The organism is Verrucomicrobia bacterium S94, assembly GCA_004299845.1.
GTDB lineage: Bacteria > Verrucomicrobiota > Kiritimatiellia > Kiritimatiellales > Pontiellaceae > Pontiella.
The window spans coordinates 1,480,120-1,497,201 of record CP036201.1 but is presented as its reverse complement, the minus strand read 5'-3'; the positions used below and the strand labels follow the sequence as shown (position 1 = coordinate 1,497,201).

The 17,082-nt window shown below is 51.8% G+C and carries 14 protein-coding genes; 4 read left to right on the top strand and 10 right to left on the bottom strand.

Annotation, left to right across the window (positions count from 1 at the left end; all coding sequences use genetic code 11):
* Nucleotides 1–36: 36 nt before the first annotated feature.
* On the bottom strand, nt 37–1,323 hold the full coding sequence (locus EGM51_06180) for a hypothetical protein (GenBank protein QBG47000.1): 1,287 nt from the start codon (nt 1,321–1,323) through the stop codon (nt 37–39).
* A gap of 271 nt (nt 1,324–1,594) precedes the next feature.
* On the opposite strand from EGM51_06180, the gene EGM51_06175 reads away from it, so the two are divergent.
* From EGM51_06175 to EGM51_06165, 3 genes are all read left to right on the top strand, one after another.
* Nucleotides 1,595–2,989 carry an arylsulfatase gene (locus EGM51_06175; protein ID QBG49258.1) on the top strand — a complete coding sequence of 465 codons (1,395 nt, stop codon included), beginning with the start codon at nt 1,595–1,597 and terminating at the stop codon, nt 2,987–2,989.
* A gap of 83 nt (nt 2,990–3,072) precedes the next feature.
* Complete coding sequence (locus tag EGM51_06170; GenBank protein QBG46999.1) at nt 3,073–4,455, top strand: DUF4976 domain-containing protein; 1,383 nt, start codon at nt 3,073–3,075, stop codon at nt 4,453–4,455.
* Nucleotides 4,456–4,464: 9 nt separating this feature from the next.
* Entirely contained in the window at nt 4,465–6,810 is a 2,346-nt protein-coding gene (locus tag EGM51_06165) for a glycoside hydrolase family 2 protein (protein QBG46998.1), read from the top strand.
* Nucleotides 6,811–6,882: 72 nt separating this feature from the next.
* On the opposite strand, the gene EGM51_06160 is transcribed toward EGM51_06165, so the two are convergent.
* From EGM51_06160 to EGM51_06150, 3 genes are read right to left on the bottom strand one after another with little or no spacing between them, the layout of a single operon-like run.
* Complete coding sequence (locus tag EGM51_06160) at nt 6,883–7,743, bottom strand: class II fructose-bisphosphate aldolase (GenBank protein QBG46997.1); 861 nt, start codon at nt 7,741–7,743, stop codon at nt 6,883–6,885.
* Between the two features lie 3 nt (nt 7,744–7,746).
* The gene (locus EGM51_06155; GenBank protein QBG46996.1) at nt 7,747–8,697 is read right to left on the bottom strand and encodes a ribokinase; all 951 of its coding nucleotides are present in this window, start codon (nt 8,695–8,697) and stop codon (nt 7,747–7,749) included.
* Between the two features lie 15 nt (nt 8,698–8,712).
* Entirely contained in the window at nt 8,713–10,233 is a 1,521-nt protein-coding gene (locus EGM51_06150; GenBank protein ID QBG46995.1) for a fucose isomerase, read from the bottom strand.
* 156 nt (nt 10,234–10,389) lie between these two features.
* Between EGM51_06150 and EGM51_06145 the strand changes: the two genes are divergently transcribed.
* On the top strand, nt 10,390–11,244 hold the full coding sequence (locus EGM51_06145) for an AraC family transcriptional regulator (protein QBG46994.1): 855 nt from the start codon (nt 10,390–10,392) through the stop codon (nt 11,242–11,244).
* Between the two features lie 18 nt (nt 11,245–11,262).
* On the opposite strand, the gene EGM51_06140 is transcribed toward EGM51_06145, so the two are convergent.
* From EGM51_06140 to EGM51_06115, 6 genes are all read right to left on the bottom strand, one after another.
* On the bottom strand, nt 11,263–11,553 hold the full coding sequence (locus EGM51_06140; GenBank protein QBG46993.1) for a hypothetical protein: 291 nt from the start codon (nt 11,551–11,553) through the stop codon (nt 11,263–11,265).
* A 49-nt stretch (nt 11,554–11,602) separates the two neighbouring features.
* Nucleotides 11,603–12,625: a hypothetical protein gene (locus EGM51_06135; GenBank protein ID QBG46992.1), complete on the bottom strand. Its 1,023-nt coding sequence runs from the start codon at nt 12,623–12,625 to the stop codon at nt 11,603–11,605.
* A gap of 136 nt (nt 12,626–12,761) precedes the next feature.
* Nucleotides 12,762–13,853, bottom strand: a complete 1,092-nt coding sequence (locus EGM51_06130; protein ID QBG46991.1) for a sugar kinase — start codon at nt 13,851–13,853, stop codon at nt 12,762–12,764.
* Nucleotides 13,850–14,509: a bifunctional 4-hydroxy-2-oxoglutarate aldolase/2-dehydro-3-deoxy-phosphogluconate aldolase gene (gene eda / locus EGM51_06125; GenBank protein ID QBG46990.1), complete on the bottom strand. Its 660-nt coding sequence runs from the start codon at nt 14,507–14,509 to the stop codon at nt 13,850–13,852. The genes EGM51_06130 and eda overlap by 4 nt, the downstream gene beginning before the upstream one ends.
* A gap of 16 nt (nt 14,510–14,525) precedes the next feature.
* Nucleotides 14,526–15,926, bottom strand: coding sequence for an aldehyde dehydrogenase family protein (locus EGM51_06120; GenBank protein ID QBG46989.1), 1,401 nt, complete (start codon nt 15,924–15,926; stop codon nt 14,526–14,528).
* On the bottom strand, nt 15,862–17,073 hold the full coding sequence (locus EGM51_06115) for a mandelate racemase/muconate lactonizing enzyme family protein (protein QBG46988.1): 1,212 nt from the start codon (nt 17,071–17,073) through the stop codon (nt 15,862–15,864). Before EGM51_06115 ends, EGM51_06120 begins: the two co-directional genes overlap by 65 nt.
* Between the last annotated feature and the right edge of the window lie 9 nt (nt 17,074–17,082).

Here is a 17,082-nt window from a genome sequence, read left to right as displayed (position 1 = left end):
ATTCGACGGTGCGTGCCGGCAGAGGCATACAGGGGATCAGTAGGCATAGGATGGTTTGGGGGGCGTGGGGGAACCGATGGCTTTGAGGGCATCCTCTATGACGGGTACGCCTTCGTATTTCCGGAGCAGTTTTTCACATTCTGATTCCACGGCTCCGTTGGAATGGTCATACAGCGACCCCTGGCCATATTTAGAGAGTTTATTGAGAGACAGATTGTCAATATCGGCAAGCCCTTCGACATAGAGTGCGTTTTCAGGGGCCTGGCCGAGTTCGCTGATGACGGCATCAAGCGCGGCGTTTTGGGCGGGAGAGCAGTTCAGCTGTTTTTTCATAAAGACCGCCCAGTAATAGGCCCGGTGGGGCTCGCGGATTGTATTGGCATTGATCCAGGCGGTTAATGCCTCGATATAATCATCCCGTTCTCCGGCCGCTTTATCGCCTTTTTCTGCGAGATACCGGCCTTCGAGCCAGAGCATGCCATCCTGAAAAAGCCATGCGGGCGCTTTGCCATGTCCGCCTCCGTGAAATCGATGAACGGCTGTTTTACCGATTTTTTTCCTCATGTCTGCAGAGGTATAGCGGTTGTAGTCGGTGCCTCCGTTGATCACAAAAACATCGCATTTCGGTTTGCCCGCTGATGAGGGCAGATATCCGACATTCGGCATTAACCCGCAGGCGCGCATATCCGCTCCATTAATCATGCACATGGCCCCGCCACCGGAATTCCCGGTAAAGTAGAGCCGTTTTTTATCCACGGGAAGTGTATCGAGAATATGGTCAACGGCTTTGTTTGCGGTATCGAGGTTGGCACTGGTGCCGTTATCGTTGCAGGATTCAACCGACAGGGCCATCACCCAGCCGTTGATTTCCGCGGCTGTAATCAGCTCTTCGATCAGGCGTGCATCCTGCGGGCGGGAGGAGTGTGTATAAAATAGCAAAGGCGCCTTGCGTGTACTGGTCAGCGATTCGGGTAAATAGAGATAATAATGTGAGCTCGATTTGGCGCGGATCGGTCCCACCACTTCGCCCTGCTTGTAGGGCAGGTCCACTTTCCGTTCCGCTGCGCGCTGTTCCGATTTGCGTTCCTGCTGATAAGCGGATAGATAGTCGCGGTCTGCTTGTGAAAGTTTTGCGATGGGCACCGTAACTTCTTTGCCTTGCCCGTTATCGAGAATCACTTTTCCGGAAACAATTTGTACCACGGAACCTGAAAACGTGGCCTGTCCATTGGCCGAAGACCAGGTGCGAATTTCCCCGGTTTCCGCGAAGGTCAGGCTGAGTGCGGTGCAGCTGAAATATATTCCTCTTTTCAATATCCTCATTTTTTCTCCTTTTTTAATGGTGTGACAGAAAGAAGGTCCAGTACTGCAGGGTTCTTCTGCGGCACATCTGGCAAGAAAGATAATAGTATATAATATATGTATGATAAGAATTATCCGCAAAAAAAATATGAGGAGGATGAGCCGCTGGCGAATTTTTGTATGTTTAAAACAAATTATTGCCTATCAGTTCGAGGCATAACTGATTACATCTACTGTTCATTTTACGGTTGAAAACCGAGGGGGGTAAACTGTGAGCAGGAGTGAGTATATGATGAAAAAATGGATGATGGTCGGAGTTGTTTTTCTTGCAGGAATACAGGTTCTGGCGAAAAAGCCGAACGTGGTTTTTATTCTGGCGGATGACCTGGGGTATGGCGATCTGAGCTGTTATGGCCAGACGAAGTTTGAAACACCGAATATTGATGCACTGGCGAAAAAGGGCATGCGGTTTACGAACCATTATTCGGGTTCAACCGTTTGCGCACCGTCGCGCTGTTCGCTGCTGACGGGCTATCACATGGGCCATGCGGCGGTGAGGGGGAATGCAGAATTAAAGCCGGAAGGGCAGCAGCCGATGCCGGCGGATACGTATACCGTGGCACATCATTTTAAGAAGGCGGGCTATAAAACAGGCGTATTCGGAAAATGGGGGCTGGGCATGGCCGGATCGACGAGTGATCCGCAGCGCATGGGTTTTGACCGTTTTTACGGCTATAACTGTCAGCGTATGGCGCACTGCTATTATCCGGCATGGCTCTGGAGCGATAACGAGCGGGAATTTCTGTGGGGGAATGTCGGTTCGTTCAGCAGGGATTATGCACCGGATCTTATTCATGAAGAGGCCCTGAAGTTTCTGCGGGAAAATACAGACGAACCGTTTTTCATGTACTATGCCGCTGTTCAGCCGCACGCCGATATGATTGCCCCGGAAAGATATATGGAAAAATACCGGGGGAAATATCTGCCGGAGCTGAACTATGAAGAGGATTATTACAGAGGTCAGCCGGAGGGGCATGCGGCTTTTGCTGCGATGGTGAATGTGCTGGATGATTATGTCGGTGAAGTGATGGCCGAACTGGAAAAACTCGGAGTAGCGGACAACACGCTGGTGATTTTCACATCGGACAACGGACCCCATGAGGAAGGCGGAGCGGACCCGGAATATTTTGATTCCAACGGAACCTGGAAAGGGTTTAAGCGCGATCTGTATGAAGGTGGAATTCATGTGCCGTTCATTGCGATGTGGCCGGGCAGAATTCAGGAAGGGGTGGTGAACGATCATCTATCCGCTTTCTGGGATTTTCTGCCGACGGTGGCGGAGCTGACCGGTGTTCCGCTGGATAAGAAAGTGGATGGTATTTCCTATCTTCCGACGCTGCTGGGCAAAGCGGGGCAGAAGGAGCATGAATATCTTTACTGGGAATTCACGATGAAGGGCGGGCGTAAGGCCATCCGGAAAGGCAAATGGAAGGGGGTAATGTACAACATCAATAAAAACCCGAAACAGCCGCTTGAACTGTACGATCTGGAAAAGGATCCCGGTGAAACCAGAAACCTTGCAAAAGAATATCCGGAAGTGGCGGCCGAACTGACGACACTGATTCAGAAGAGTCGGAAGCCGTCACATTTCGATAAGTGGAATTTTCCGGAAGCGCAGAAAAAATAATCATTTCAGCAACAAAGGTATGAAGGTGTCCGGCCTGCTTTCCGGGAAACTTTATACCTTTTTTATTTTAGGGTGAGGTAAAGATGAAAAAAATAATACTGCTGTTTCTGAGTGCCTGGTTTCTGAGTACGGCACAGGCGAAAAAACCGAATATCGTGATCCTGCTGGCCGATGATATGGGGTATGGTGAACTCGGGTGTTACGGTCAGGAGATCATTAAAACGCCGACGATTGATGGGCTGGCTGAACAAGGTGTCCGCTTTACTGATTTTTATGCGGGCTGTTCGGTGTGTTCTCCGTCACGCGGTGTTCTGATGACGGGGATTCACGCCGGGAAAGCCACAATTCGAGGGAACAAGGCCTTCGTGACGGTCGGTGGAAGATGGGACCGTATCGCCTTGAAGAAGTCTGAGGTTACGCTCGCGGAAATGCTGAAAGGGGCCGGTTATCAGACGGCGTTTATCGGCAAATGGCATCTGGGAATTCCGGAGGATGTTTCCACCTGGGCGTGCAGTCGCGGATTTGATTTTGCGGTGCAGGAGCAGTGGGGACCGAAGCCGGATGGCGGAGTCTATGATGAGCGCTATCATCTGAAAAACGGCAATACCGAAGAGATCTTTCATGATTATACAAAGTGGAGCTGTCTGGATGAGTTCCGTACTGAGATTGCATTGGATTATCTGGATACAGAATACGATGCCGAAAAACCGCTTTTCCTGTTTATGTCCTACCGCAGTCCGCACGCGCATGAGTTTTTTCTGAGCGAGTACGAAAATTATAAGGATGAAATGCGCAACGGGTACCGCTGGCCCGAAATTGAACGGAGGCATGCCTCGCGTATTACCATGCTCGATCAGCAGATTAAACGGCTGCTGGATAAACTCGAGGCTATGGGTGAGCTGGACAACACCTTCATTCTGTTTACTTCCGATAACGGACCGACAGCGGAAAATCATCACGACCGTTTTTTCTTTAAAAGTTCCGGCGGGCTGAGGGGGTACAAACGTGATATGTATGAAGGCGGAGTCCGTGTCCCCGCAATTGCCGTATGGCCGGCCAAAGGGCTGAAAGGCAAAGTGACGGATCATCAGGCGACCTTTTACGATGTGATGCCGACGTTTGCTGAAATTGCCGGTATTCAGCCGCCTGAACAGACCGACGGAATTTCTTTTCTCCCCGAGGTGCTGGGAAAAGAGCAGAAAAAGCATGATTATATCTATTTTGAGATCATCGAAAGTCCCACTGAAAAAGCGTTTCGTCAGGCAACCCGTATGGGCAAATGGAAAGCTGTGCGTTACGGAGTTTCCGGAAAAGTGGAGCTCTATGATCTCGAAAAGGATCTGTATGAAACCGAGAATGTCGCGAATAAGTATCCTGAAATTCTGGAGCGGATGAAAGCGATTCTGGAAAAGGAAACAACGGTAACACCGCATTATCCCATGGCGGGACAGCCGATTAAGAATTAGAGGAGTCTTATGAAAAAAAGTGTTTTATGGATGAGTCTGCTGACCGTAGCCGGTCTGGTGGCCGGTTGTAAGGAAGTGAATGAAACTACGGTTACTGTAAACCAGGATTGGAAATTCCTGCGTCTGGAAAATCCGGATGATCCCTCAGTCGGTTTCGAGTCTTCGGAATTTGATGATTCCGGGTGGGACACTGTGGATCTGCCTCATTCGGCTTATCTTGAACCGCTGGTGATTACCGACCAATGGCAGGGTGTGGTCTGGTACCGGAAAAACTTTGCGGTTGATGAAAGTCTGGCCGATAAAAAAATCTGGCTGACTCTGGAAGGCGCGATGAGCCAGTCGAAAATCTGGATCAACGGCCGGCTGGCGAAGGAACGCGAAGGCGGCTATCTGCCGGTGGTGATTGATGCCACTGAATTTGTGAAACCGGGGCAGGAGAATACCGTCGCGATCCGCCTGGATAATCGTGATAATCCATACACCGGTCCGAAGCCGGTGAAACGCCTCGATTTCTGCATGTACAGCGGGCTTTACCGTAACGTACTGGTGACGATGAAGGAAAAGGTTTACATTTCTCATCCGGTGCTGGCGGATAAAGAAGCCGGCGGTGGAATCTTTATTACGTATCCCGAAGTGTCTGAAGCAAAATCCACGGTAAATGTAAAAACACATGTGGTCAATGAAAGGACCGAGCCCCAGACCATTCAGATTGTGCAGACCGTATTGTACAATGGAAAAACGGTAGCGGAAAAAAGATCCAATCCTGTTGTTCTGGATGCCGGAAATGATATTGAACTGGTGGAAAATATAGAGCTTCTGGAAGCACCGTTATGGTCTCCGGATGAACCGAATCTGCATACTCTGGAAACCACGGTGCTGATTAACGGAATGAGGGTGGATTCGGAAACGACACGTTTCGGTATCCGTAAACTGGAGTTCCGCAATGGGCACGAGTTTTACCTGAACGGCGAAAAGATGTACCTGCGAGGAACCAACCGTCATCAGGATTATCCGTTCATCGGGTACGCGATGTCGGATGCGGCACAATATCGGGATGCAAAGAAAATAAAGGATGCCGGGTTCAATGTTGTCCGCCTTTCACACTATCCGCATTCACCGGCATTTATGGATGCCTGCGACGAACTGGGTCTGCTGACGCTGGATGCGATTATGGGCTGGCAGTATTATCTCGACGACGACCGGTTTCGTGAATACTGCTACCGCTCTTCGCGTGAGCTGGTCCGCCGCGACCGTAATCATCCGAGTGTGCTTGCCTGGGAGGTTTCGCTGAACGAAACTAAAGATATGCCGGATTATTTCATTGAAGAACTGCACCGGCTGGCGCATGCGGAATATCCGGGCGATAATACCTTTACCGCCGGCTGGATTGATCATGCCTGGGATATTTTTCTCCAGGCGCGGCAGCATCGGATTATGCACGGTTATCATAGAAATCCCGATAAGCCGTATTTTGTGTCGGAATACGGCGACTGGGAATATTTCTCGAACAACGCCGGGCTGAATCAGGACAAGCTGGATAAAAACCGCCGGCTGGAAATGAGCAGCCGTCAGTCCCGCGGTTTCGGTGAAGCCCGTCTGCTTCAGCAGGCGTACAACCTGCAGGAAGCGTATAACGACAATCTCAATACCCACGCTTTTGGTGACGGCTACTGGGTATTTAACGATTATAACCGCGGTTATGCTGAAGATATCGAGTATTCCGGTGTGGTGGATATTTTCCGTATTCCGAAGTTTGCGTATTATTTCTATCAGAGCCAGCGAGATCCGGCACAGGGGGCCATGGCACACATTGCAAGCTGGTGGACCAAGGATTCGCCGTTGAAGGTCAAAGTTTTCAGTAACTGCGACGAAGTTGAACTCTTTCTGAATGGTGCATCGCTCGGGAAACAGAAGCCGGATACCGGAAAAAATACTGAAAACCTGGGGCATCCGCCGTTCACCTTTACCTTTGAAAAGTTTAAGTCGGGCACACTGAAAGCGGTCGGATATATCGATGGAAAACCGATGGCGGAGCATGTGGTCCGCACCCCGGGAAAACCGGTTAAACTGGAAATTGATATCGATGAAAGCGGCGTGAAACCGCAGGCCGGAGTGAATGATACGGTATTTGCCTATATCCGGGCTGTTGACGAAAACGGAACAGTGGTTCCGACGTATGCTGATAAAGTTAAGGTTGAAATCGACGGGGATGCCGAAGTGCTGAACACCGAGGCCATCACAGCGGAAGCGGGCATTGCCACGGCCCTGCTGCAGATCGGTAGAGATGATGGGAAAATTACTCTGAGTGCTTCCTCCGGTGATCTGAAAGGGGAGCTGACGTTCAGTGCGGAGTAAAAGTTTGCATTGCTAAAGTGGATAAAATTCGAAGGAGCCGCGTGGAAGCGCAGCTCCTTTTTGTTTTTCCGCTCAGATTTTTCCGTTGCTGCGGAAGCGGGTCAGGGTGTCGGCAATGTCATCAGAGATGGCTTCGATGGCCCAGCTGGAGATATCGTGGTAGTAGGTTTTCCCTTCGGCCTCATTCAGTTTTTTTCTGATGGTCTGGGCCACAGAGAAAACCATGTTGCTGTAATAGTTGATCTTCTTTACGCCGCAGTCAATTGCGGTATGAAAATCGGATGCTTTCAGTCCGGAGCCGCCGTGCATTACCAGCGGTGCGCCGGTTTTTTTTCGGATTTCCTGCAGGCGGTTGAAGTCGAGTACCGGCTGTCTGGCGTAGACGCCATGTGCTGTGCCGAAAGCAACGGCCAGCGCATCAATCCCGGTTTCATGATAAAACCGGACCGCTTCTTCGGGGTCGGTATAGAGGTCGGGATTCTCTTCAATACCTTCGTCATCACATCCCTCGGGCCGGGTCAGCTGTCCCAGCTCCGCTTCCACGGATATCCCCAGCGCTTTGGCCACCCGGACAATCTCTTTTGTCGTTTGAATATTCTCTTCGAGGGGAAGATGAGAGCCGTCGTACATTACCGATGTAAATCCGGCTTTCATCGCTCGGATAATCGAGCTGTAGGTTTCGCCGTGATCGAAATGTACACAGACCGGAACTGAGGCCCGTCGGGCACAGTCGATCATGATGGTTCCGAGTTCTTCAATGCTGACCAGCGATTCATGCACCTCGGCCAGCATAAGAATGACCGGGGCCTTCACTTTTTCGGCTCCGGCGATTACTCCGCGTACCATATCCTGGTTCATGACATCGACAGCGCCGACGGCCCAGTTTCCATTTTTGTTTAATTCCAGCAGTTCAGTCATTGTAACCAGCGGCATGATTTACTCCTTGTTTCGGATATAATTTTTAAGTTCTGCAGATAAACCGGATAAATCTTCGGTTTTGAGTGATGCGGCATTCGGCAGCTGTGTCCGTCCGCCGAACTGCAGAGCGACACGCGAAGCAAAAAAGGCGGCAAATTCCATACGGAGTTTCAGAGGAAGAGCATCGAGCAGGGCCGAGGCATAACCGGCGTGATAGGCATCGCCGCACCCGGTGGTATCCACGGCCTCGACCTTGAATGCCGGCTGATGAAAAAGGTCATTTTCAATCAGTGCCCAGCTTCCGTTTACGCCATCAGTGATTATGACCCTGCCGGGGGTCCACCGGGAAAGTTTACGCAGTGTTTCCTCCATACTTTCACAGCCGGCGAGCTCCAGGGCACCGGCGAGCGGAAGAATCGTGTCTGTGCCGAGTGTCATCGCTTTGCGCATCAGTTCCGCATCGCCGGTTTCAATATCGAGTACTGAGGGAATGCCGTGTTCATGGGCAATCCTGAGGGTTTCCAGAGCACCTTCCGTTTCGTATCCGTCTACCAGTACCAACCGGCAGTTTTTAACGGCCTCTGCCGGTATTTCCTGAGGGGTTAACTTTTTATATCCGGTCAGGCTGTAATAGACGGTGCGCTCTCCCTGCTGATCAATGGCAACTACGGCTACTGCGGGCTGTGCTTCGGGCGTTTCCTGCAACAGGCTTTCCGAAACACCGTATCGGCGGAGTTCTGTGCGGGAAACCGTACTCAGTGTATTCCGGCCCAGTTTGCCGACAAAGCCGGTTTTCCAGCCCATGGAGGCCAGACCGCAGGCGGCATTTCCGGCGGGTGCACCGCCTTGAATCAGAAGACGGGACACTTCGTGCTTTTCGCCTTCGGTCACTTTTTCAGGCAGTTCGAAGAGAATGTCGACGACATTAAGTCCGACAACAATAGCGTCATAGGTTGTTGTGTTCATCATAAAGGCTTTCTGAAATCAGCAGGAGCTGAAGCCGCACATACCGCCTGGATTTGAATGCGGAATTTCCTCCACACCGAGCCAGTGATTCATCATGCGGAGATCCTCCATCCAGCTGCCGTAACCCAGCGACCAATGATGATCCAGACCGCGATCAAAAATAGTACCCATAATGGTATCCACCGTGAGCGGGGCTTTCGGTTCGAGTTCTCCATAGGATCCACGGAAAGCGGCTTCGCATTCCCGCAGATCGCCTTCCCATCCATACATGCGGGACGAATCCGGACTTTGATAGCGCACCATAGTCACTTCGCCCAGTTCCAGCAGAAACTCAAGCATCATCCCAACAGCCGTTTCCGGATCGGCATTTTCGAGGATGGAGTGCTGCCGGATATCAAACCGGGTGCCTTTGCGCAGCAGGCGGGTGGCACTTGATCCACAGTGCCAGATTCCCAGGCGGTTGTTTTCGGTATCCGCGATGGAAATATCCATCATGGTCGGAATCGCCCGGCCTTCTGAAATCAGAAAGAGAGCCATGGAGGACATCAGACCATTCATATCACCTTCTTCCGTGGTGCACAGGCCGAAGTCATTCATCAGAGAAACCGCACCGTCCGATGCACAGCCGTAAACATCAAACATTTCCGGCCAGCTCTTAACGGCGCATCCGATATAGTTGTTTTCGGAGGCCAGGTCCAGTGTGCCCAAGGCCAGGCGCAGCGTTTGGAAAATCTGTTCATCCGGAACAGTATTGGAAGCGCACTCCGGAGATCTTATAAGGGCATCACGAACCGTTTTTAAAGCGGCGTCGCTGAATTTTTGTGCGCGGTCGAAAACCGCATCAATTCCGACGCGGTCTACACGAATGCCGTACCGTTTCATCACATTTAGTTCATCGAGTTCGCAGTCATAGAAACCGGGGACGCGTGCTGCTCCTAGGGTCAGCAGTTTCCCGGTTTTAAAGCGGGATACCGCCCGGACACTGCGGGCGAAACGCGGAATCATCGGGTGAATATCCGCTTCGACCGCCTGCTGGAACCAGGCATATTTCACCCCCAGGGTATTGAAAATTCCAAGCAGGAAATTCTGGCAGCACATGCTGTTGGCCGATAGGCGTTCGCCGCGGTCATCCGGGAACGACCAGCTCAGCAGCGGGACATGGTTTATGGTGAGCCAGCGTCCCAGAATGGCGCCAAGCTCACCTGTAGTATAGGAGGCGTGAAAAAGTATCAGTCCGTCAATTCCTTCATGCAACTGACAGTTGAGAAAAGCCGTCATCAGATCGGCATCTTCATAAGGAGCTTCCGCGCGGACAATTTCGAAAAGCCGGGTGTCAACCGCAGCCTCAATCCGGGCGGTTGCTTCGTTGTAACGGCGGCATGCCTCATCCCACGGAAAATGAGCTCTTACGCCGCAGCCCAGCACAATTAAACGGGTTTTACGGGGTTTGGTAAAAGGAGGGATCAATTCGCGGATCGCATGATGTGCAATACCGTTTTCAGGGAGCTGCAGAAAGTCGGGTGTATTTTTCGGATTCATAATTCTTACCTGTATGTATTGAATTAGAGTCATCCATAATACGGAGATGAATACAGAAGACTACGCCGGGAATGATCAATAATGATACTATATTGATTTATTTATAAATTACCGGTAGACCTGTAAAGAACCGGTTAACAGACGGGGTATTCCGCTATGAAAGTGGCCTATGAACATATCAGAAAAAACGTTGGATCCTCCTTCTACGCGCATAAATTTGAAGATCGGAATTTTGTGCATTCCTATCACGTTCATGAGGAAGCAGAGCTGATTTATATAAAAGAGGGGCGGGGACGACTGGTCGCCGGGGACTATTCCGGACGGTTCGAAGCCGGAGAACTTTTTCTGTTCGGGGCCAATCTTCCTCACGCCTTTTTCAGCGATACGCTGCAGGACGCGGCGTCGCACCGTGTCTGTTCGCTGTATGTACAGTTCCGCCCGACCTGTCTCGGAGCCGCTTTTTTCGATTTGCCCGAAATGGAGGAAATAAGAAATATTTTAAGAAAATCCGCGCAGGGACTGAAATTTATAGGTTTTGATTCCGACCGGATTCAAACGCTTTTTGATCAGATACTACAGGCTCGGCCCGCAATTCGTGTGGCGTGTCTAATCGGATTTCTGGATCAGATCTCCTGCTGCCGAAACCGGATGCTGGCCACAAAACAGTATCTGCGCGCCGAGGTGCACCATGAAAGTGAACGGCTGAACAAAGCCATCGATTTTATTCATCGTAAATTTACAGAAAGCATACGTCTGAACGAAATTGCAGCAGCTGCATATTTATCTCCCGAAGCGTTCAGTCGTTTTTTTAAAAAATATATGGGAATTCCGTTCATTGAATATGTTATTCGGCTCCGTTTGAGTGAAGCCTGCCGGCTGTTGCTTGAAACCGATATGTCGGTCACGGAAATCGCATTTTCCGTGGGGTTCCGGAATCTGTCGAATTTTAACCGCCAGTTTCTGAAACACAAGGGGATGTCTCCGCGGGAGTTCCGAAAGCTGGAGCACTGAAGCCGGAGGCGGTTTATTTCAATCTTCCGCCTGATGCAGTTCCTTGAGCGTAGTGGCCGGCGTTTTATGTTTCACTTTCCGGAAATCATGGCTGCAGTTTTCGCCAGGATGAAGCTGTTTCCATTCGGCATAGGTGCCGAATTCATCGAACTCATAAACCGACCACGACGGGATGACCCGCCGCGCGATGCCGCGTTCAATCTGCTGGACGCCGCATTTGCTGCACTGAGTCCATTCGGTTGTCGGACGGAAATAGATAATTCCGACGATGATAACAAACATAAGAATGAAGATAATGCGTTTTTTCATGCGGGGGATTTGGGGGAATCAGCGGACGGATGTCAAATTCCGACTGAGCTTATTTGATTCCTGCTGCGGCATTGGAACGGCGAAGCAGCTCTTTGCGCATTTCCGGAGCCGCTTTGAAAAAAGCTGCTTCGTTCCGCTTTTCGGTATCCGGTGAATTGGTACCGTCGGCGGCGATGTCGTTCAGTGTTACTCCGTAGGTTCCCAGCAGCACCCAGAAGGTTGCAGAGTCAGAATCATCGACGGTTTTCAGCCAGGGTGCATATTTGCCGTGTCGGTAAACTCTCCCGAGATGTGAGGCTTTAAATTGATCGTAAAATGCGGCGCCGCGCGGGCTGCCTTCCACAATGCCTGCCTGTCCGATGGCGGCGCATTCGTAAAAAACGATATCACCGGCTTCCGCCCTTTTTTTTACATAGGCGGTTGCATCTTCGTCGGCCCAGGCATTATGAGTGCGCCACGGTTTATCCATGGTGCCGACGTGAAAATAGGAGTTGGTCCAGTGCGAGATAAAGACCGCTTTCTTCAACAGATCTTTGCGGCCGGCGGTCAGGCAGTGGCTGATCAGCAGCGCCGGTTCCGACTGCGTACCCCAGCAGAGGATATACAGCTTTCCTTCCGTCTTTTCCAGTTCCTGAAAGAGGGCCATTACGGAGGGATAGTTTTCCAGCGAAAGATAGCGTTTTTGAGGATTGTATTTTTCCGGGTTTTTCCAGGTGTAGGATTCAATGAAACGGATACGGTCCGGATAACCGCCAAGGGCCGCATTCAGTTTCGGAAGATCGGCGAGATAGGCTTTCAGAAAAAGATCCTCCGCCCATTTTTTCATGCTGAGTTCACGCTGATGCGGCTGCGAATTGAGATTGCCGCCTACGACGATGGCACGGGTGTCAAACTCATTGGCCATCAGCAGATACGCCGCAATGGCCGAAATGTCATCCGGATCGGTAATGTGTTTTCCCGGTGCACGTTCAAGGGTTTTATCGGCCCCGTCACTGATAATCCAGACTGCCGGTTTGGCGGAAGTTCCGCCGACGATACCGCAGAGCAGAAGTACAACAAATAATCTTAACATGGTTAACCTCCAAAAAACGGAGGGTAACAGAATAAAGATTCCCGGTAATGCGGGATTCCGTAAAAACTATGCCGGTTTGCGCCCTAACAAATACGGCCGTTTCCCGGTCTGAGGAAAACGGCCGGACAATCGGAAGTCATCGCACTACGCGGCCGGAGGCCGATCCGCTCATAAGGGCTTCGACTTCGGCACGGGTTGAAAAGTTGAAGTCTCCTTTGATGGAATGCTTCAGGCACGAAGCAGCCACGGCATAGCGGATCGCATCAGCCGGATGGCTGAGTTCCGGTGTTGTGAGCGCGAAAATCAAACCACCGGCAAATGAATCACCGCCGCCGACCCGGTCAACAATGTTTTTAATCGGATAGGGACGGTAATTTCCGTCGGCATCCAGCGGAGCAAAATGCGCGATTCCGCTTTCGGCATCATAAAGCATAGCCCCCCAGTTGTTGTGGTTGGCCGAGTAGCTTTCGCGCAGTGTGATAGCCACTTTAGAAACATTGGGAAACTGACTGATCACCTGTTTAGCAACATCGGGATAGCGGGCGGTGTCGAGCGCGCCGGCATGGACATCGGTATCGCCCGCCCGAATGCCGAGCACATCGTGGCAGTCCTCTTCGTTGGCAATCACCACATCCGTAAACGGCAGAATTTTACACATGGTTTCCTGCGCCAGTTCGCGGGCGGTTTTCGAGGCATCCCATTTCCAGAGCTTGCCGCGGAAATTGAGATCGATGGATACCAGCGCCCCGGCGGTCTTGGCCTTCTGTGCGGCCGCGAGCGTGGCTTCGGCCGCATTTTCCGAGAGGGCCGGTGTAATACCGCTGAGATGCAGCCATCCGGCATTTTCAAAAATTCCGTCCCAGTCATACTGATCTGCGGAGGTGATGGAAACCGAGGAGTCGGTGCGGTCATAAATCACATTGCTCGGCCGCTGATTTGCGCCGGTTTCGAGAAAGTAGAGACCCAGCCGGCCGTCATCGGTCCGCAACACAAATTCGGTATCAATGCCGACGGCGCGGACGGAGTCTACAGTGGCTTCGGCCAGCGCATGTTTCGGCAGGGCCGTAACATAGCGGGCTTTGCCGCCGAAGTTGCAGATGGAAGCCGCAACACTGGCCTCGGCTCCGGCATAGGTAACTTCCAGTTCGCGGGTCTGCCGCAACCGCAGGTTCTGCGGTGCTGCCAGGCGGGCCATGATTTCTCCAAAGGTTACAACGGTTTTGCTCATTCCTGTTTCAATCCTTTTTGTGCGGTTTCAATCACTTCTGCGGCGCGGGCTGTGATGGTCTCCCAATCACCGGCATTTACGAGATCCTGTTTAACAATCCATGAACCACCAATGGCTGGAACGTTAGGCTCTTTGAGATAGTCCGTCATATTTACGGAATTCATTCCGCCCAGCGGAAAATACTGCATACCGAGGTGTTTGTAGGGCGCGCTCATGCTGCGCAGGTAGGGGATTCCACCGGAAGCTTCGGCCGGGAAAAATTTTACAAACCGGCAGCCCAGTTCAATGGCGGCTTCGAGATCGGACGGAGTGGCAATGCCGGGAGCAAAGGGAACGCCGGCATCGATGGCCGTCAGGATTACACGCGGATTCATCCCCGGCGAAACGGCAAAATGTGCCCCGGCTTCTTTGACCTGCTGCACCTGTTCCGGGGTCAGAATGGTTCCGACACCGATCAGCATTTCCGGAACCTGATCGGCAATCGCTTTCAATGCATCCAGTGCCGTCGGAGTACGGAAAGTCAGTTCAATGGCTTCGATGCCTCCTTCCAGCAGGGCATTGGCCAACGGTACGGCATGTTCGGTTTTTTCGATGGAGAAACCGGCCACGATGCCGGTTTTTTCCAGTCTCCGGATCATATCTTCAGGAAAGATCATGGATTATTTTCTCCGGTTATTTATCGATCAGTACCGATACGCGTTTGAGAGTGAGATATTCCTCCAGACTGTAGCGCGAACAGTCTTTGCCGAGACCGCTCTGTTTCAGTCCCCCGTGCGGGAGCTGAACGGAATAGTGCGGTTCGTTTACACAAACGCTGCCGGTCTGGATATCGCGCGCGGCACGCAGTCCATTGGAAAGGCTGGAGGTGAACACGTAGGCGGCGAGCCCGTAAACGGTGTCATTGGCCAAAGCGATTTCGTCATCGGCATCCGTATATTTTATGATTGGCAGAACGGGACCGAAAATTTCTTCGTAAGCCACTTTCATTTTGGGAACGACGTTGGAAAGAATGGTTGGTTCCATAAAGAAGCCGCCGCCTTCCACGGCTTTTCCACCGCAGACGATTTCCGCTCCGTCAGCCACCGCAGATTCCACGAGGCCGAGAACATACCGGCGTGCTTTATCGGAAACGAGCGGACCCATTTCGATGGAGGAGGCGCGTTCCCGCGCAGCGGACACAAATTCATCGTAAACCGATTCGTGCACGAAACAGCGGTTCGGGGATACGCAGACCTGTCCGCAGTTGGCGAATTTCAGATCCACGGTTTTGTTTGCCGCATCAACAACGTCGGCATCCGGATAAACGACTACCGGTGCGTTGCCGCCGAGTTCGACCGAAAAATGTTTGATACTGGTGGTGGAGGAATTCATGACTTCCAGTCCGGCACGGGTGGAACCGATCATCGTGACCATGGATGGGATATCGCTGCTGAGCAGCCCTTTAGTGATGTTGTGGTCGGTACCGGTGATCATGTTGATGACGCCGTCCGGAATGCCCGCTTCTTTGGCCAGATAAGCGACTTCCAGGGAGGCGAGCGGAGTATAGCTGGACGGTTTGAGAATGGCGGAACAGCCGGCCGCCAGAACGGGGCCGATTTTGTAGGCGACGTTCAGCAGGGGAAAGTTCCAGGCCAGCATACCGACGGCTACGCCGAGCGGCTGACGCTGGATGTAGTGCAGAAACCGGCCGTCGGGATCGTGAAGAACAGGCTGATCGAGACGCTCATATTCTTCGACGAAAAAGCGGAGGCAGTTGTTCAGCATACCGAAATCGTATTCCGCATTATCACGCGGTTTTCCGGTTTCGGCGATAAGCAGTTCGATAATACGCTCACTGTTCGCAGCCAGCAAATCGGCATAGTTCAGGATAAGGCTTTTACGTTCCGCCGGGGTTTTAGCCGACCAGATTTGAAAGCCGGCCTTCGCCGACTTCAGCACATACTGAATGTTGTCTGCATCAATTTCCGGAGCCTGCCCGAGAATCTGGCCGGTGGCCGGATTGAGGACATCAAACGATTTTCGTGTGGTGATCTTTTCTCCGTTGATCAGCATGGGATACATTGTTTCCGACATGGGTTTTCTCCGTTTTCTGTACACAATAATGATCCAGCACAATGCGGTCGGGTTCGACGCCGAGACCGGGAACGGCAGGAACCTTTGCAGTTCCGTTTTCGATCTCCACTTCCACGGCATACATTTCGTCACGCATCGGGTTGGGGGTTAAATCTCGTTCAAGCAGAGGCTGTGTTATTTCAGCTCGTCCCGGTTCAATATAGGTGGTGGCCAGAAAATGAACCGCACTGGCCAGGTTGAGCTGTGTGCCCCAGCAGTGGGCAATGGTGTTGATGCCCATTGAAGCGGCAATACTGCGGATTTTAAGCGCTTCGGTGGGGCCGCCGCAGTAGGCAAGGTCGGGCTGGGCAATCTGAACACCACCGTGTTTCAGCAGGTTCTGAAAACCGTAACGGGTCTGTTCACATTCTCCGGTTGCGATGGGAATATTCACTTTGTCTGACAGCTGGCGAAAGAGTTCCGGATGAATCGGGGAAAGCGGTTCTTCGAACCATTTGTAGTCGTGCTCCTCGAGCACATGCCCGATTTCGATGGCTTCCGGCAGATCGTAGGCGTGGTTGGAGTCGGCCATCAGGCGGATTTCGGGAAAGGTTTCGCGAAAGGCGATCGCCATTCTTTTATCGAAAGCCATATTTTTACCGACTTTTATTTTCATGGCTTTGTAGCCGTTGCGGACATAGATGCCGGCTTCCTGAAGAATGGTTTCGAGCAGCTGCTCCTCAGGCTGCCGTCGGAAATACATGCCTGTTGCATAACATTCAACAGTATCACGTAAACGACCGCCCATCAGTTCGGAAACAGAAACTTTGAGGAGTTTTCCTTTAAGGTCAATCAGTGCCATATCGATGCCGGAGATGGCGCCCATCATGGGGCCTTTCATGGCGAAATCGAGCGAAGACCTCCAGCAGTGCTGCCAGGCGGCCTCATTTTTCAGCGGATCCCATCCCAGTAGTAGCGGAGCGTAAAAAGTATCGATGGCGTTCTGGGTGATGGTAGCCGGACCGTAGCATTCGCCCCATCCGACCGCTCCCGATTCGTCGATGATCTCAACGAGCAGCTGGTTGCGGGTGTCGTAATGCCACTGCGAGAATCCGAAGGATTCATCCAGTTTGTGCTGAAGTCGATACGTTCTAATACATTCAATCATGGATTTTCC

What these genes read in the sequence shown, in the direction of transcription:
- EGM51_06130 (QBG46991.1), bottom strand. Translation starts at nt 13,853, where the DNA reads ATGAGCAAAACCGTTGTAACCTTTGGAGAAATCATGGCCCGCCTGGCA.
- EGM51_06155 (QBG46996.1), bottom strand. Translation starts at nt 8,697, where the DNA reads ATGATGAACACAACAACCTATGACGCTATTGTTGTCGGACTTAATGTC.
- eda (QBG46990.1), bottom strand. Translation starts at nt 14,509, where the DNA reads ATGATCTTTCCTGAAGATATGATCCGGAGACTGGAAAAAACCGGCATC.
- EGM51_06135 (QBG46992.1), bottom strand. Translation starts at nt 12,625, where the DNA reads ATGTTAAGATTATTTGTTGTACTTCTGCTCTGCGGTATCGTCGGCGGA.
- EGM51_06170 (QBG46999.1), top strand. Translation starts at nt 3,073, where the DNA reads ATGAAAAAAATAATACTGCTGTTTCTGAGTGCCTGGTTTCTGAGTACG.
- EGM51_06165 (QBG46998.1), top strand. Translation starts at nt 4,465, where the DNA reads ATGAAAAAAAGTGTTTTATGGATGAGTCTGCTGACCGTAGCCGGTCTG.
- EGM51_06175 (QBG49258.1), top strand. Translation starts at nt 1,595, where the DNA reads ATGAAAAAATGGATGATGGTCGGAGTTGTTTTTCTTGCAGGAATACAG.
- EGM51_06115 (QBG46988.1), bottom strand. Translation starts at nt 17,073, where the DNA reads ATGATTGAATGTATTAGAACGTATCGACTTCAGCACAAACTGGATGAA.
- EGM51_06150 (QBG46995.1), bottom strand. Translation starts at nt 10,233, where the DNA reads ATGAATCCGAAAAATACACCCGACTTTCTGCAGCTCCCTGAAAACGGT.
- EGM51_06160 (QBG46997.1), bottom strand. Translation starts at nt 7,743, where the DNA reads ATGCCGCTGGTTACAATGACTGAACTGCTGGAATTAAACAAAAATGGA.
- EGM51_06180 (QBG47000.1), bottom strand. Translation starts at nt 1,323, where the DNA reads ATGAGGATATTGAAAAGAGGAATATATTTCAGCTGCACCGCACTCAGC.
- EGM51_06145 (QBG46994.1), top strand. Translation starts at nt 10,390, where the DNA reads ATGAAAGTGGCCTATGAACATATCAGAAAAAACGTTGGATCCTCCTTC.
- EGM51_06120 (QBG46989.1), bottom strand. Translation starts at nt 15,926, where the DNA reads ATGTCGGAAACAATGTATCCCATGCTGATCAACGGAGAAAAGATCACC.
- EGM51_06140 (QBG46993.1), bottom strand. Translation starts at nt 11,553, where the DNA reads ATGAAAAAACGCATTATCTTCATTCTTATGTTTGTTATCATCGTCGGA.